The following is a 13702-nucleotide window of genomic DNA, read 5'->3' as shown; positions in this document are numbered from 1 at the left end:
TTTTCTATTATGTAATTTTGAAGCTTAGAAAATAAAACGAAATGAGTAAAGATATAAGAGAGTTAGAACCAAAAGCAGTTTGGAACAAATTTGCAGATTTAAATGCAGTACCAAGACCTTCTAAAAAAGAAGAGCGTGTAATACAGTTTATGCTAGACTTTGGAGCTTCTTTACAATTGGAAACTTTAAAAGATGAGGTTGGTAATGTTATTATAAGAAAGCCAGCTACTCCAGGTTTAGAAAACAAAAAAATGGTTACGTTACAGTCTCATTTAGATATGGTACACCAAAAAAATAACGATACTGTTTTTGATTTTGATACTCAAGGAATACAAATGTATGTAGATGGTGACTGGGTTAGAGCTCAAGGAACTACTTTAGGTGCAGATAATGGTATGGGTGTTGCTGCAATTATGGCTTTGTTAGAAAGTACAAATATACCACACCCTGCTTTAGAGGCTTTGTTTACTATTGATGAAGAAACTGGTATGACAGGTGCAATGGGTTTAAAAGGAGGTGTTTTACAAGGCGATATTCTTTTAAATTTAGATACTGAAGAGGATGATGAAATTGATATAGGTTGTGCAGGAGGAGTAGATGTTACTGCTAGAAGAATTTATGAGTTAGAACCAGTACAAGCTAATTTTACAGGTTACAAAGTAACGGTTAAAGGTTTAAGTGGTGGTCATAGTGGTATGGATATTCACCGTGGCTTAGGTAACGCTAATAAAATAATGAATAGGTTACTTTACAACACAAGTTTAGCTACAGATTTGGCTATTTCTGAGATTGATGGTGGTAGTTTACGTAACGCTATACCAAGAGAAAGTAATGCTATTGTAGCTATAAAAGTAACAGATACATTTTTGACTAATTTTGAAGAATGGGTTACTACAATAAAAGGTGAATTAAAAGTTACTGAGCCTAACTTAATTATTACATTATCTGAGGTAGCATTGCCAGAAAATGTAATGGAGAAGGACGCACAGCATAAAATGCTACGTGGTTTATATGCGGCACATAATGGAGTGTATGCTATGAGTGCTAGTATTGCAGATTTAGTAGAAACGTCTAATAACATAGCAAGAGTTATTGTTAAAGATGGTGCCGTTAAAATAGGATGTTTAACTAGATCTTCTGTTAACTCAGGCAAAATGGATTTAGCTAATGCCTTAAAGTCTGTTTTTGAATTAGCAGATTTTACAGTAGAGTTTAGTGGTGAATACCCAGGATGGAATCCTAATCCAGATTCTGCTATTTTAAAAGTATTAAGCGCACAGTATGAAACTGTTTTTGGAGCTAAAGCTAAAGTTGTGGCTTGCCACGCAGGTTTAGAATGTGGTATTTTAGGACAAAACTACCCAGATATGGATATGATTAGTTTTGGACCAACTATAAAAGGAGCGCACTCACCAGATGAACGTGTAAGTATTTCATCTGTACAAAAGTTTTGGAAATTTACTTTAGAGGTTTTAAAAAATAGTCCAGAATAAGAATATATAACTATAATATAAAAGCCCCATTTGGAAATTTCCAAATGGGGCTTTATAGTAAACTTCATTTTTTACCCTAATTAGAACTTAGGATTTTTTTCTATTAATTCTGTTCGTACTAATTTTCCAGATTCAGTTACTTGGTCTAAACTCCAATTACCATTTCCACTAGCTCCAGGAGTTAATGCAGCAGATTTCTCGTTTTTATCTGCAATAGACCAGTTACACCATGATATTTTGTTATCATCTAAAAATTTCCACCATGTTTTACTTTCTGCAGAGTCTACATAACCATCTCCAGTATATTGTGTTGTTCCGTATTCAGTAACAAAAATAGCCAAGTCATTATCTATAGCTTGTTTAGCAACATCTCTAAGATATTGTTTGTGACTTGCAGCATAATAGTGTAATGTATAGGCAACGTTATCATCATTAATTTCGTTACCAATTACTTCATCTACACGTTGTGACCATACTCTTGTTCCACATATTACAATGTTATCTGGATCATATTTTCTAATCTCTTTAATAACAGCTTCGTGGTATGGCTTAAGTGTATTGTTCCAAGAAACACCATCTAAAGGTTCGTTATAAATTTCGTAAATAATGTTAGGTGCGTTACCATATTTTTGAGCAACTTCTGCAAAGAATTTTTTAGCCTCGTTTAAGTGATCTTCTGCGTGGTGACTATGCCAATCTACAATTACATAAATACCTTGTTCTATAGCAGCGTCAATTACTGTAAATACTTTAGCTTTTTCTCTTTCAGGGTTACTAAGATAACCATCGTTATCTTCTACAGCCATAGCTGCTCTAACAATAGTAGCGTTCCAGTCATTTTTTAACCAAGAAACAGTACCTTTTGTGTAGTATTGAGGCATCCATTGGCTCCAAAATAAAGACATTCCACGTAATTGAATAGGTTTGTCATTTTTGTTTACAATTTTACTTCCTTTAACGCTTAATTGTCCGTAGGCGTCTACAACCGTTTTTGCTCTTGCGCTACTTGTTTCTTCTTCGTCTGTAGTCTCTTCTTGTGTGTCGTTACCATTAATTATATCTGATAAGTCGCTGGACGAGTTGTCACAGGACAAAAAAGATAGTATAAATGCTAATAATACTGTTTTTAATGCAATTGTTTTCATAGTAAAGTTATTAAATTAAAGGTTATATGGGGAGAATTAATTTGTAGTAAATGTACTACAAATAAAAAGGACCGCCAAACGCGATCCTTTAATTTAATGGTAAATTTTGTTAAGAGAATTCTACTCTATTGAATGCCAGTAATTTCTACATCAAAAATTAAATCTGCATTTGGAGGTATTGGTCCACCACCTTGTTCACCGTACCCTAAATGTGGAGGAATAAACAAACGAACCTTGTCTCCAACCTTCATACGTAATAAGCCTTCTTTAAAACCAGCAGTTAGCCTAGATTCTGGACTGTACTCCATTGGATAAGGACTTAAGTCGTTACTGTGCATTTTATAAATAATATCATATTGGCCAAACTTTTTAGCTACGTCCTCCATTGTAGTATCAAACAAAGTACCGTTACTTAACCAGCCAGCATAATTAACTAAAGCTTTTTGTCCTATTTTTGGTTTTTTCCCAGTTCCTTCATTAAGTACTAGTACTTTTAATCCAGAAGGTAATGTTTCTGCTTTTTTAATTTGTTCTGCAGTTTCCGCAGCAAAAGCAGCTTCAGTTTTTTTAGCTTCTTCGGCTAGGGCAAGTTGTTTTTTCTCTTCTTCTTTTTCCTCATCAAAATAAGCTGTCATCACTTTAATAGCGTCGAACTTTTTAGCTTCTTTACCTTTTTTTACTATTTCTATAGTAGAAATTACAACATCTTCTATAGGTCTGTTTTTTGCTGCTACTTTTACATTTGCAATAGAATCTACAACCTCTATGCCTCTAATAACTTCGCCAAAAACAGAATGACAACCAACTCTTGGGTTGTCACAATTTTTTAAATTTCCAAATTCATCTAAACCATCAAGAAAAGGAGTAGGGGCGTGAGTAATAAAAAACTGGCTACCGTTTGTTTTTGGACCAGAATTGGCCATAGATAAAATACCTTTTTTAGTATGACGAAGAGAATCGCTAAACTCATCTTTAAATTTATAACCAGGGTTGCCCATACCACTACCAGTTGGGTCACCACCTTGAATCATAAAATCTTTCATTACTCTATGAAAAATAATACCATCATAATATTTTTTTCCTTTATATTCTTCACTAACAAACGGACTTTTTCCTTCTGCCAATGAAACAAAGTTAGCAACAGTAACTGGTGCTAATTGGTATTCTAATTTAACTAACATATCACCTTTATTGGTTTTTATGTCAGCATATAAACCATCTTCTAAATCTGCATATTGTCCAGATTTACAACCTACTATTGCAGTAGCGGCCATTAATAATATTAAAAAACTTTTTTTCATTTTACTTTTTTTGTTTGTTGTTAATTTAGAATACTATCCTTTTCTACTTTTAATATTGATACAACTGCTTTTAAAGGAACATTAGTGCCAATTTTATGGTCATCTCCGTGATAACCATAACCTAACGAAGACGGAAAAAAGAAGGTAGCAGTTTCGTTTTCTTTTAAAAGTTTAACGCTTGTGCGTAAGCCTAAAAAAAGCTCTTGCTTGTCTACCTTATATTGTATAGTCCCAATATCATTAAAGCCGTAAATAGTATCGTTATTTAAATTTAATAAGCTATAGCGCATTGTAACCAAATCATCTGGTTGTATGGTCTGTTTTTCTTGCTCATTTTTAGTATTGTAATAATACCAAGAACCATTTGTACCACTTACATAGGTATGTGTAGAGTCTTTTTTAATAATAGCCTGTATAGCAGATTCTTCTTTAGCTAGTAATAATTTATTACGTTCTATAGATTGTTTAATGTAACTACCTGTTTTAACTTTTATTGGTCTACGTGGTTCTGGACCGTCACAACTAATAAAGCATAAAACTAAAACTAAGTATATAATTTTTTTCATCCTTTTAATTGATCTTTATATTTGTCTAACAACCCAACAAACTTGTCTGTTGTTTCCTGTAGAGATATATCACTTTTTCCGCCAGCTGCATTATCGTGCCCTCCACCTTCAAAATTAGCTCTTGCAAATTCGTTCACAGAAAAATCTCCTTGAGATCTAAATGATATTTTTATAATTCCTTCGTCTTTATTTTCAATAAAAATAACGGCAAAAATAATATTGTCTAACGTAAGTCCGTAATTAACAATACCCTCTGTATCTCCTTTTTTAAAGCCATTTTCATCTAATTCTTCTTGGCTAAGAGTAATGTATGCGGTATTGTAATCTTCTAGAATAACCATATTTTTTAGGGCACAACCTAATATATGTAGTCTACTAGGAGAGTTGGTGTCAAATACCTTATTATGTATGGCCATATTCTCTGCACCCTTATCTATTAGATCTGCAACAACACGGTGTGTTCTACTTGTTGTAGATGAGTACTTAAAAGAGCCAGTATCTGTCATTATACCTGTATACAAGCAATTGGCAATATCGGCAGTAATTTTAGAAGTATCTTCTATATCTTCAATAAAATTGTAAACCATTTCGCAAGTAGAGCTCATATGCACATCAGAATAGGTAACTTTTGCATAGTCTGATGGTGCTTGATGATGATCTATCATTATAAATGTGCCATCTGCTGCTTCTAAACTTTCTTGCATAAAACCAACGCGAGATAAATGATTAAAATCTAATGTAAAAATTAGACTAGCCTCTGTAATATGCTTTTGAGCAAGATCTTTATCATTCTCAAAAATGACAATTTCTTCTTGTCCTGGCATCCATTTTAAAAACTTAGGAAAATCGTTAGGAGCAATAACTACAGTATCTTGACCTCTGTTTTTTAAGTAGTGCATTAAGCCTAAAGTAGAGCCAATTGCATCACCATCTGGATTTTTATGTGGTATTATAACTATTTTTTGTGGTGAGCTAAGTAACGACTGCACCACTTTACTATCTTCTATATTCATAAGCACCAAAGATAGTGTTTTTAGTAAATGCTCAAAATACAGAACAGTATTTATAAACTTGCAATCTTATGTTTAAGTTAATACCTTATATATTGCTTTAGTATGTAAAAAAATAGTCTTAAAATTGTTACTTAAATTATAAATTCAATATTTTGAAGAAAACTATTTTTGTTCTTGGTTTGTTAGTTGCTTTTGCATCTTGTAAAACAGTAAAAACTATAGAACCAGCAGTAGCATTAAATACTAAAACAGATTTTACAATTGCTTTTGGATCTTGTAATAAGCATGATGAGGTAAACCCTTTGTGGGATGATATACTTTCTACAAACCCTAATCTATGGATTTGGGGAGGAGACATTATCTATGCAGATACAGATAATATAGAAAAAATAAGAGCTATTTATGCGGCTCAAGATAATGTTCCGGGATATAAACAATTAAAAGAAAAGGTTCCTGTAATTGGTACTTGGGATGATCATGATTATGGTTTAAATGATGGTGGCGCAGAGTTTAAGGCAAAGAAGGAAAGTGAACAAGAGTTTTTGGATTTTATGGATGTGGCTAAAGATAGTCCTCGTAGAACAAGAGAAGGTGTTTACGCTGTTCATAATTACAACTTGCCAGAGGGGAAAATAAAAGTTTTGGTTTTAGATACACGCTATTTTAGAACGGCTTTAACACCATCTACAAGTAAAAAAAGACGTGTACAACCTAATGTTTACGGAGAGGGAACTATTTTAGGTGAAGAACAGTGGAAATGGCTAACAAACGAGCTTGTAAATTCTGATGCAGATTTTAACGTGCTAATTAGTAGTGTACAGTACTTGTCTAATAAACACGGTTTTGAAGGCTGGGGGAATTTTCCGCATGAAGTAGATAGGTTGAAAAAATTATTAGTAGAAAGCAAGGCTAAAGGAACAATTATTTTATCTGGCGACAGACATATATCTGAGTTTTCTGTAGATACGGTAAAAGATCTAAATTATCCTTTGGTAGATTTTACAAGTAGTGGTTTAACTCATACTTACACAGGCTTTAATGGAGAAGAAAACCCATATAGAGTAGGAGAGGTAGTTTTTGTAAAAAGCTTTGGACTTTTAAATTTTGATTTTAAAACTAAAACAGTAGATTTTAAGATGATGGGAGATAATGGGCAAGTGTTAGGAGAATTAAAACAAACGTATTAAGTAGCTTGTAATCATAAACCTAACAATCTATTAACGGTTGCTTTACAAGCTTTTAAGTTAATTTGTTGCGTGTTATATTAAAAGCATTATTTTTGCAAAAAATTAAAAAGACGATGATTACAAACAGAACTTTTACAATGATTAAGCCAGACGGTGTAGAAAATGGTCACATTGGTGGTATTTTAGAAAAAATTACATCTGCAGGTTTTAAAATTGTAGCTATGAAATATACGCAGTTAAGCACAAGAGATGCAGAAGCATTTTACGCTGTACATAACGAGCGTCCGTTTTTTGGAGAGTTAGTAGAATTTATGACTAGAGGTCCTATTGTTGCTGCTATCTTAGAAAAAGATAACGCTGTTGAAGATTTTAGAGCTCTTATTGGTGCTACTAACCCAGCTGAAGCTGCAGAAGGTACTATTCGTAAATTATATGCAACTTCTATAGGAGAAAATGCAGTACACGGATCTGATAGTGATGAGAATGCTGCTATTGAAGGAGCTTTCCATTTTTCTGGAAGAGAAATTTTCTAGATCTCACACAAAAAATACTAAAAAACCATCAAGTATTACTTGATGGTTTTTTTATGCTTTAAAATAAAATTTAGTTTAGCGTAGTACTAGTTTTTTAACTACTTCTTTTCCTAAATCTTCATTTATCATTTTTATTATTTTGGAATTTCCGTGACTTAATTCTTCTCTTAAAACAGAAGAACTTAAAGACACATACAACGTTCCGCCTCGCAACTCTACAGCGGTAGTGTAGTTGTTTACGCCTGGCCCCATAAGGTTTTTCCAGGCAGTACGTGTATCTACAACGTTTATACCACGGTCTAACTTGTTTTCTTTAATAAAATCTTGTAAAAGATCTCCTAGTTGTAGGTTTTCTTTTTTTCGTTTTGCCATTGTTAGTCTATTTGTATAGGTTGGTAGCGTTTGTAAACGTATGTAATTTGTTCGGTATCCTTTACGGTAAAAGAGTCTTGTGTAAGATTTAGCAATTCTTCTTCTCTCTGGGTAAGGTCGTTTGTGTATAGTATGGTAAAAGTAGTTTCTTTTTGGGTAATTAATACCTTGTCTATATCTTTATTTGTGTTAAAAGTGCCTCCTATTTTTGGCTGTAATTTTGTTCTAAATCCTTTTAGATTATCAATCTTAAAAAAATCTACCATAGGACTAGCTTTATAATTTTTGCTGCTACCGTCTGCAAAAAAAACTTGGCTAATTTCCCAATATCCGTTTAGGAGGTGCAAATCTTCTTTTTTTACAGTGGTTTTACTGTTACATCCTATAACCAGTATTGTAGCAAGTAAAAAGATTATTTTTTTCATTTTAAGACTTATTTTTTAGGCAGATGATACGCTTGTTTTGCAAATTTAGGTATAAAATAAGAGTAAGTTTTGGTCTTATTTTATTTTCTGATAATAAAAATGAAAACTGTAATACTTAGCTATTAAAGTTTAAATATCTTGTAACTCTGGTGTATATTTTTTACCACATTTTCAGTACGGTCTGCGTGTGTGTCACTAATAAAAATTTGTCCAAAATTATCATCATCTACTAAAGATACAATTTGTGCTACTCGGTTCTCGTCTAGCTTATCAAAAATATCATCTAATAATAAAATAGGAGTTGTTTTAGCTTGTTCTTTTATAAAATTAAACTGCGCTAATTTTAAAGCAATTAAAAATGATTTTTGTTGTCCTTGACTACCAAATTTTTTAACGGGATATTCATTAATCTCAAAAGATAAATCGTCTTTATGTGTACCTACAGTTGTGTATTGTACAGCTCTGTCTTTTTCTAAACTTTCATCAAACAACTGCAATAAACTTTTTTCTAGTAATTTACTATTGTAAGTAATGGTAACATTTTCTTTGCCAGCAGAAATAGCTGCGTATTGCTCTTTAAAAATAGGAATAAAAGCTTCTAAAAAAGCAACACGTTCTTTGTGTATTATACTACCGTATTCTTGCAATTGTTCATTATAGATACTAAGTGTTGTTTTGTCAAAAGTATGGTTTACAGCAAAGTATTTTAGTAAAGAATTACGCTGTAAAAGTATCTTATTGTATTTTAAAAGGGCAGTTAAATACTCTTTGTTAGATTGTGATATTACACCATCTATAAACTTACGTCTTGTGTCACTACCTTCTAAAATAAGATCGCGATCTGCAGGCGATATAATAACTAAAGGTAAAAAACCAATATGATCAGAAAACTTATCATATGCTTTACCATTTCGTTTAATTACCTTTTTTGCACCCTTTTTTAAGCTACAAATTATTTTTTCATCTCTTTCTCCTTTAAAAAACAAACCATCTACAACAAAAAAATCTTCACCATGTTTTATGTTTTGTGAGGCAATTGGGTTAAAATAACTTTTGCCAAAAGATAAGTGGTAAATAGCATCTAAAATATTTGTTTTTCCTACGCCATTACTACCAACAAAGCAGTTTATTTTAGCATCAAAATCAAATTCCTTAGAGTCAAAATTTTTATAATTTACAAGAGATAATTTCTTTAAAAGCATTCTGTTTTTGGCAAGTTTTATTTTGAAAATATAAGAGAAGTCGCAAATTATTGAAAAATAACGAATAAATAAGGTTTTAAATTTCAATAAAAACTTTATTTTTGCGCGATTAACAAAATTAACTATGGCTACATACAAAAAGCGAGGATACAAACCAAAGACTAAAGAAGAAGAAGTAGAAGTACAAGAACAAGATAGCACAACTGCAGAAGTTTTTAATACTTTAGATGAAAGTGCATCTAAATCTGAAGAATGGGTAGCAAAGAACCAAAAAGTAATTTTAGGTGTTATTGGTGTTATTGCCGTTGGTATTTTAGGTTACTTAGCTTATGTTAATTTTGTGCAAAATCCAAAAATAAACGATGCTAATAATGAAATGTATTACCCACAGCAATACTTAGACCAAGCATTAAACAATACATCTGCAAACAAAGATTCATTATTAACTTTAGCTTTAAACGGTTCTGAAGGTAAATACGGATTTTTAGATATTATTAAGGACTACAGTGGTACACCAACAGCTAACTTAGCTAGTTACTCTGCAGGTATGGCTTACTTAAATTTAAAAAATTATAAAGAGGCAATTAACCATTTAGAAGACTTTAGTACAGATAATGTTACTTTAGGCGCTTTAGCAAAAGGTGGTATAGGAGATTCTTTTATGCAGTTAAACCAAACTGAAGATGCTTTAGGATATTATGAAAAAGCAATTGCACAAGGAGATAACGATTTTACAACTCCAAGGTATTTATACAAAGCGGGTATTGCAGCTTTAGAATTAGGAGAAAAAGATAAAGCGTTAAAATTCTTTGAAAGAATTAAAAACGAATACTCTGCATCTATAGAAGCAACAACTATTGATGCATTTATAGGAAAAGCAAAATAAGAAAGATATGGCTACGGCTAATAAAAATTTATCAGTTTACGATAAGGCTTCAATCCCAAACGCGAAAGATTTTCGGTTTGGGATTGTTGTTTCAGAATGGAACACAGAAGTTACAGAAGGATTATATAATGGTGCAATAGAAGCATTATTAGATTGTGGAGCTGTACAAGAAAACATTATACGTTGGGATGTTCCTGGTAGTTTTGAACTTACTTTTGGTAGTAAAAAAATGATTGCAACACAAAAAGTAGATGCAGTTATAGCTATTGGTAGTGTTATACAAGGAGAAACTAAACATTTTGATTTTGTATGTAGTGCAACAGCGCAGGGTATAAAAGACTTAAATGTACAAACAGATACACCAGTTATTTTTTGTGTACTTACAGACAATAACTTACAACAAGCAATAGACCGTAGTGGTGGTAAGCACGGTAATAAAGGTACAGAAGCAGCTATAGCAGCAATTAAAATGGTAGCTTTAGGAAACTAAACTCTGTTTTAAATATCATATAATTACTCCTAAGAGTCTTTTTAATAAAGATTTTTAGGAGTTTTTTTATATTGATTTTAGCCTTTTTATGCTATTTTGACTTGTTAACAAGTTTTGGCATAGTATCTGTGCTATTTTTTGTGTTTTTAAGTACCTTTGAAAATCTAGCTATTATGGGAAAATTTACAAGATTACGGAAGAATAAATCGTACGAATACAAGCCTCGTTATTTTGATGATAAAGGTGAGGGTAATCCGTATAAAATTCAGCATAAACTAGATCAATACCGTACAACTGTTGGCCCAAGGCAAGGATTAAAAAGTAAGTTTGGAAACGCTTTTTCTGACTTACGCAAAGAGGGAGACAGAAATATGAAAATAAGAATGGCTATTATTATTACCATTTTAGTTTTCGCTTTTTTATACATTATAGACTTTGACCTTTCAATATTCTCCATAAAATAATGGCAGATATCATAAAACTTTTACCGGACCACGTTGCAAACCAAATTGCAGCTGGTGAAGTTGTTCAGCGACCAGCATCTGTAGTTAAAGAACTACTAGAAAATGCAATAGACGCAGGAGCAACAACTATAAAATTAATTATAAAAGATGGTGGTAAATCTCTAATACAAGTTGTAGATAACGGTGTTGGTATGAGTGCTACAGACGCTAGACTTAGTTTTGAGCGCCACGCAACATCTAAAATACAAAGTGCAGAAGATTTATTTAATCTAAACACAAAAGGGTTTAGAGGTGAGGCTTTGGCTTCTATTGCGGCAATTGCTCGTGTAGATTTGCAGACCAAAACAGCTGACGAAGAAACAGGTACGGCTATAGAAATAGAGGGTAGTGAAATTAAATCTCAAGAGGTTGTTGCTACACCACAGGGTACTTCTTTAGCTGTAAAACACTTGTTTTTTAACATACCTGCACGTAGAAATTTTTTAAAGTCTGATGCTGTAGAATTGCGTCACATTACAGATGAGTTTCATAGAGTAGCTTTAGCGCACCCAACAATTGCTTTTAATTATTACAATAACGGAAGCGAACTTTTTAATTTGCCAGAGTCTAATTTTAGACAGCGAATAGTAAATATTTTTGGTAAAAAATCTAACGAGAAATTAGTACCTGTAGAAGAAGAAACTCAGGTTGTAAAAGTTTCTGGTTTTATATGTAAGTCAGAGTTTGCTAAAAAGAGTAGAGGAGAGCAATATTTTTTTGTAAATAATAGATTTATAAAAAGTCATTATTTGCATTACGCGGTACTTGCTGCTTTTGAAGGGTTAATAAAACCGGGTACACATCCTGGTTACTTTTTAAATTTAGAAGTAGATCCTTCATCAATAGATATAAATATACACCCTACAAAAACAGAAATTAAGTTTGATGATGAGCAGACTTTATATGCTATTTTAAGGTCTACCATAAAGCATAGTTTGGGGCAGTTTAATGTAGCGCCAACTCTAGATTTTGAGCACGATAGTAATTTGCAAACACCATATGATTATAAAAATAAGAATGCAGTATTACCAAAAGTAACTGTAGATTCTACTTTTAATCCGTTTGCAGAAGAAACAAAGGTAACTTCTAGTAATTCTCCAAAATCATCATCTACTTCTTCTTTTTCATCATATAAAAAACCTAGTCCACAAAGTTGGGAGAGTTTGTATGTAGAAACTGCACCAACAGAGGTTAAAGCTTCTGGTTTTGAAGGATTAAGTTTTGAGTCTGAAGTTAGTACAAAGTCTATTTTTGATGATACTGAGGATGATTTAGATACAACAGCAATTACATTTCAGTTAAAAAGAAAGTATATTGTAACTACTATTAAATCTGGTATGGTTGTAATAGACCAAGGAAGAGCACACCAACGTGTGTTGTACGAGAAATTTTTACGTACTGTTACTTTAAATGAAGGATTAAGTCAGCAATTACTTTTTCCAATACAACTATCGTTTTCTTTAGCAGAAATAGATATACTTAAAGAAATAAAAGATAACTTAACTACTATGGGCTTTGTTTTTGGCAACATCAGCGAAAGTGTAGTAGAAATAAATGGTATTCCGCCAATGGTAGCAGAGGCAGAAGTAGATGCTATTTTTGATGAGTTAATGGCAGATTGTCAGCAAAATGTAGGAGCAGATGGTTTTTCACAAGCAGATGTTTTAAGCAAAGCATTGTGCAAATCTTTAGCTGTTAAAACAGGAGATGTACTAGATAAATTATCACAATCTGCGCTGGTAAACGATTTGTTTGCGTGTACAGAATCTATGGTAAGTCCGTTTAACAAGCTAATTTATGTGACTATCACAGAAAATGATATTGATAAAAAATTTATATAATGGGTAGACTTACAGATGTTATTAAGCATTTAATTATAATAAACGTTATTTTCTTTTTAGCAACAGAAACCCTAGGGGACCAAATGTACCAGTGGTTTTCTTTGTGGTTTCCAGAAAATGAGAATTTTCAATTGTGGCAATTGGTGTCACATATGTTTATGCACGGAGGTTTTATGCATATAGCATTTAATATGTATGCTTTGTACGCTTTTGGTACGCCTTTAGAACAAATGTGGGGTAAAAATAAATTTTTATTCTTCTATTTTTCTGCTGGTATTGGCGCAGCATTAATACATACAGGTGTTAACTATTTTTACTTTAACAAAGGTTTAGATGCTATTGTAAATTCAGGGGTTAGTAAGGAGCACGTAATGAGTATTATAGCAGAGGGTAAATATATGCCAGACTGGTATAATGTGGCGTCTAAAAGTACAATAGATAATTTTTTAAGTGCTTATAATACGCCAGCAGTAGGTGCTTCTGGAGCCATTTATGGTGTTTTAGTTGCCTTTGGTATGATGTTCCCAAATGCCGAATTAATGATGATATTTTTACCTATTCCAATAAAGGCAAAGTATTTTATTCCTGTTTTAATTGGTATCGATTTATTTTCAGGCATAACAGGTTATTCTTTATTTGGTGGCGGAATTGCTCATTTTGCACATATTGGTGGTGCCATTTTTGGATTTATTATGATGTGGTACTGGAAAAAAAATCAGTTTAACAACAATCGCTGGAATTAAAA

At 32.4% G+C, this 13702-nt stretch carries 15 protein-coding genes; 8 read left to right on the top strand and 7 right to left on the bottom strand.

The features are described from left to right. Positions 1 to 41 precede the first annotated feature (41 nt). The gene (locus Q4487_RS13645; protein WP_303543363.1) at positions 42 to 1493 is read left to right on the top strand and encodes an aminoacyl-histidine dipeptidase; all 1452 of its coding nucleotides are present in this window, start codon (positions 42 to 44) and stop codon (positions 1491 to 1493) included. Between the two features lie 80 nt (positions 1494 to 1573). On the opposite strand, the gene Q4487_RS13640 is transcribed toward Q4487_RS13645, so the two are convergent. From Q4487_RS13640 to Q4487_RS13625, 4 genes are all read right to left on the bottom strand, one after another. Continuing rightward, on the bottom strand, positions 1574 to 2638 hold the full coding sequence (locus Q4487_RS13640; RefSeq protein ID WP_100895384.1) for a glycoside hydrolase family 5 protein: 1065 nt from the start codon (positions 2636 to 2638) through the stop codon (positions 1574 to 1576). 125 nt (positions 2639 to 2763) lie between these two features. After that, a complete protein-coding gene (locus Q4487_RS13635; RefSeq protein WP_303543366.1) occupies positions 2764 to 3939 on the bottom strand; it encodes a peptidylprolyl isomerase in 1176 nt (391 codons plus the stop codon). A gap of 20 nt (positions 3940 to 3959) precedes the next feature. Beyond that, a complete protein-coding gene (gene gldI / locus Q4487_RS13630; protein ID WP_303543368.1) occupies positions 3960 to 4505 on the bottom strand; it encodes a gliding motility-associated peptidyl-prolyl isomerase GldI in 546 nt (181 codons plus the stop codon). After that, on the bottom strand, positions 4502 to 5518 hold the full coding sequence (locus tag Q4487_RS13625) for a bifunctional oligoribonuclease/PAP phosphatase NrnA (RefSeq protein WP_303543370.1): 1017 nt from the start codon (positions 5516 to 5518) through the stop codon (positions 4502 to 4504). Before Q4487_RS13625 ends, gldI begins: the two co-directional genes overlap by 4 nt. Positions 5519 to 5670: 152 nt before the next feature. Between Q4487_RS13625 and Q4487_RS13620 the strand changes: the two genes are divergently transcribed. Together Q4487_RS13620 and Q4487_RS13615 are read left to right on the top strand one after the other, a co-directional pair. After that, the gene (locus Q4487_RS13620) at positions 5671 to 6705 is read left to right on the top strand and encodes an alkaline phosphatase D family protein (protein WP_100895388.1); all 1035 of its coding nucleotides are present in this window, start codon (positions 5671 to 5673) and stop codon (positions 6703 to 6705) included. 113 nt (positions 6706 to 6818) lie between these two features. Beyond that, positions 6819 to 7238, top strand: coding sequence for a nucleoside-diphosphate kinase (locus Q4487_RS13615; RefSeq protein WP_100895389.1), 420 nt, complete (start codon positions 6819 to 6821; stop codon positions 7236 to 7238). 75 nt (positions 7239 to 7313) lie between these two features. Here the strand turns inward: Q4487_RS13615 and Q4487_RS13610 are convergent, their stop codons facing one another. The 3 genes from Q4487_RS13610 to Q4487_RS13600 all read right to left on the bottom strand — a co-directional run bounded on the left by Q4487_RS13610 (position 7314) and on the right by Q4487_RS13600 (position 9237). After that, entirely contained in the window at positions 7314 to 7610 is a 297-nt protein-coding gene (locus Q4487_RS13610) for a DUF721 domain-containing protein (protein WP_100895390.1), read from the bottom strand. Between the two features lie 2 nt (positions 7611 to 7612). Beyond that, positions 7613 to 8035: a hypothetical protein gene (locus Q4487_RS13605; protein ID WP_303543373.1), complete on the bottom strand. Its 423-nt coding sequence runs from the start codon at positions 8033 to 8035 to the stop codon at positions 7613 to 7615. Between the two features lie 122 nt (positions 8036 to 8157). Then, the gene (locus Q4487_RS13600; RefSeq protein WP_303543375.1) at positions 8158 to 9237 is read right to left on the bottom strand and encodes a DNA replication/repair protein RecF; all 1080 of its coding nucleotides are present in this window, start codon (positions 9235 to 9237) and stop codon (positions 8158 to 8160) included. Positions 9238 to 9361: 124 nt separating this feature from the next. On the opposite strand from Q4487_RS13600, the gene Q4487_RS13595 reads away from it, so the two are divergent. The 5 genes from Q4487_RS13595 (at position 9362) to Q4487_RS13575 (ending at position 13700) form a co-directional block, all read left to right on the top strand. Continuing rightward, positions 9362 to 10123 carry a tetratricopeptide repeat protein gene (locus Q4487_RS13595; protein ID WP_303543376.1) on the top strand — a complete coding sequence of 254 codons (762 nt, stop codon included), beginning with the start codon at positions 9362 to 9364 and terminating at the stop codon, positions 10121 to 10123. Positions 10124 to 10130: 7 nt separating this feature from the next. Next, entirely contained in the window at positions 10131 to 10613 is a 483-nt protein-coding gene (gene ribH, locus Q4487_RS13590; protein ID WP_100895394.1) for a 6,7-dimethyl-8-ribityllumazine synthase, read from the top strand. A gap of 173 nt (positions 10614 to 10786) precedes the next feature. Continuing rightward, positions 10787 to 11077, top strand: coding sequence for a riboflavin synthase subunit beta (locus Q4487_RS13585; RefSeq protein WP_100895395.1), 291 nt, complete (start codon positions 10787 to 10789; stop codon positions 11075 to 11077). Beyond that, positions 11077 to 12957, top strand: a complete 1881-nt coding sequence (gene mutL / locus Q4487_RS13580; protein ID WP_303543380.1) for a DNA mismatch repair endonuclease MutL — start codon at positions 11077 to 11079, stop codon at positions 12955 to 12957. Before Q4487_RS13585 ends, mutL begins: the two co-directional genes overlap by 1 nt. Then, positions 12957 to 13700 (top strand): rhomboid family intramembrane serine protease, encoded by a 744-nt coding sequence (locus Q4487_RS13575; RefSeq protein ID WP_100895397.1) that lies wholly within the window; start codon positions 12957 to 12959, stop codon positions 13698 to 13700. Before mutL ends, Q4487_RS13575 begins: the two co-directional genes overlap by 1 nt. Positions 13701 to 13702 lie beyond the last annotated feature (2 nt).

The sequence above is a fragment of the Cellulophaga sp. 3_MG-2023 genome (genome assembly GCF_030546975.1).
Taxonomy (GTDB): Bacteria; Bacteroidota; Bacteroidia; order Flavobacteriales; family Flavobacteriaceae; genus Cellulophaga.
Note: the sequence above shows the minus strand (reverse complement) of the source record. Positions and strands in the feature narration are given on the sequence as shown.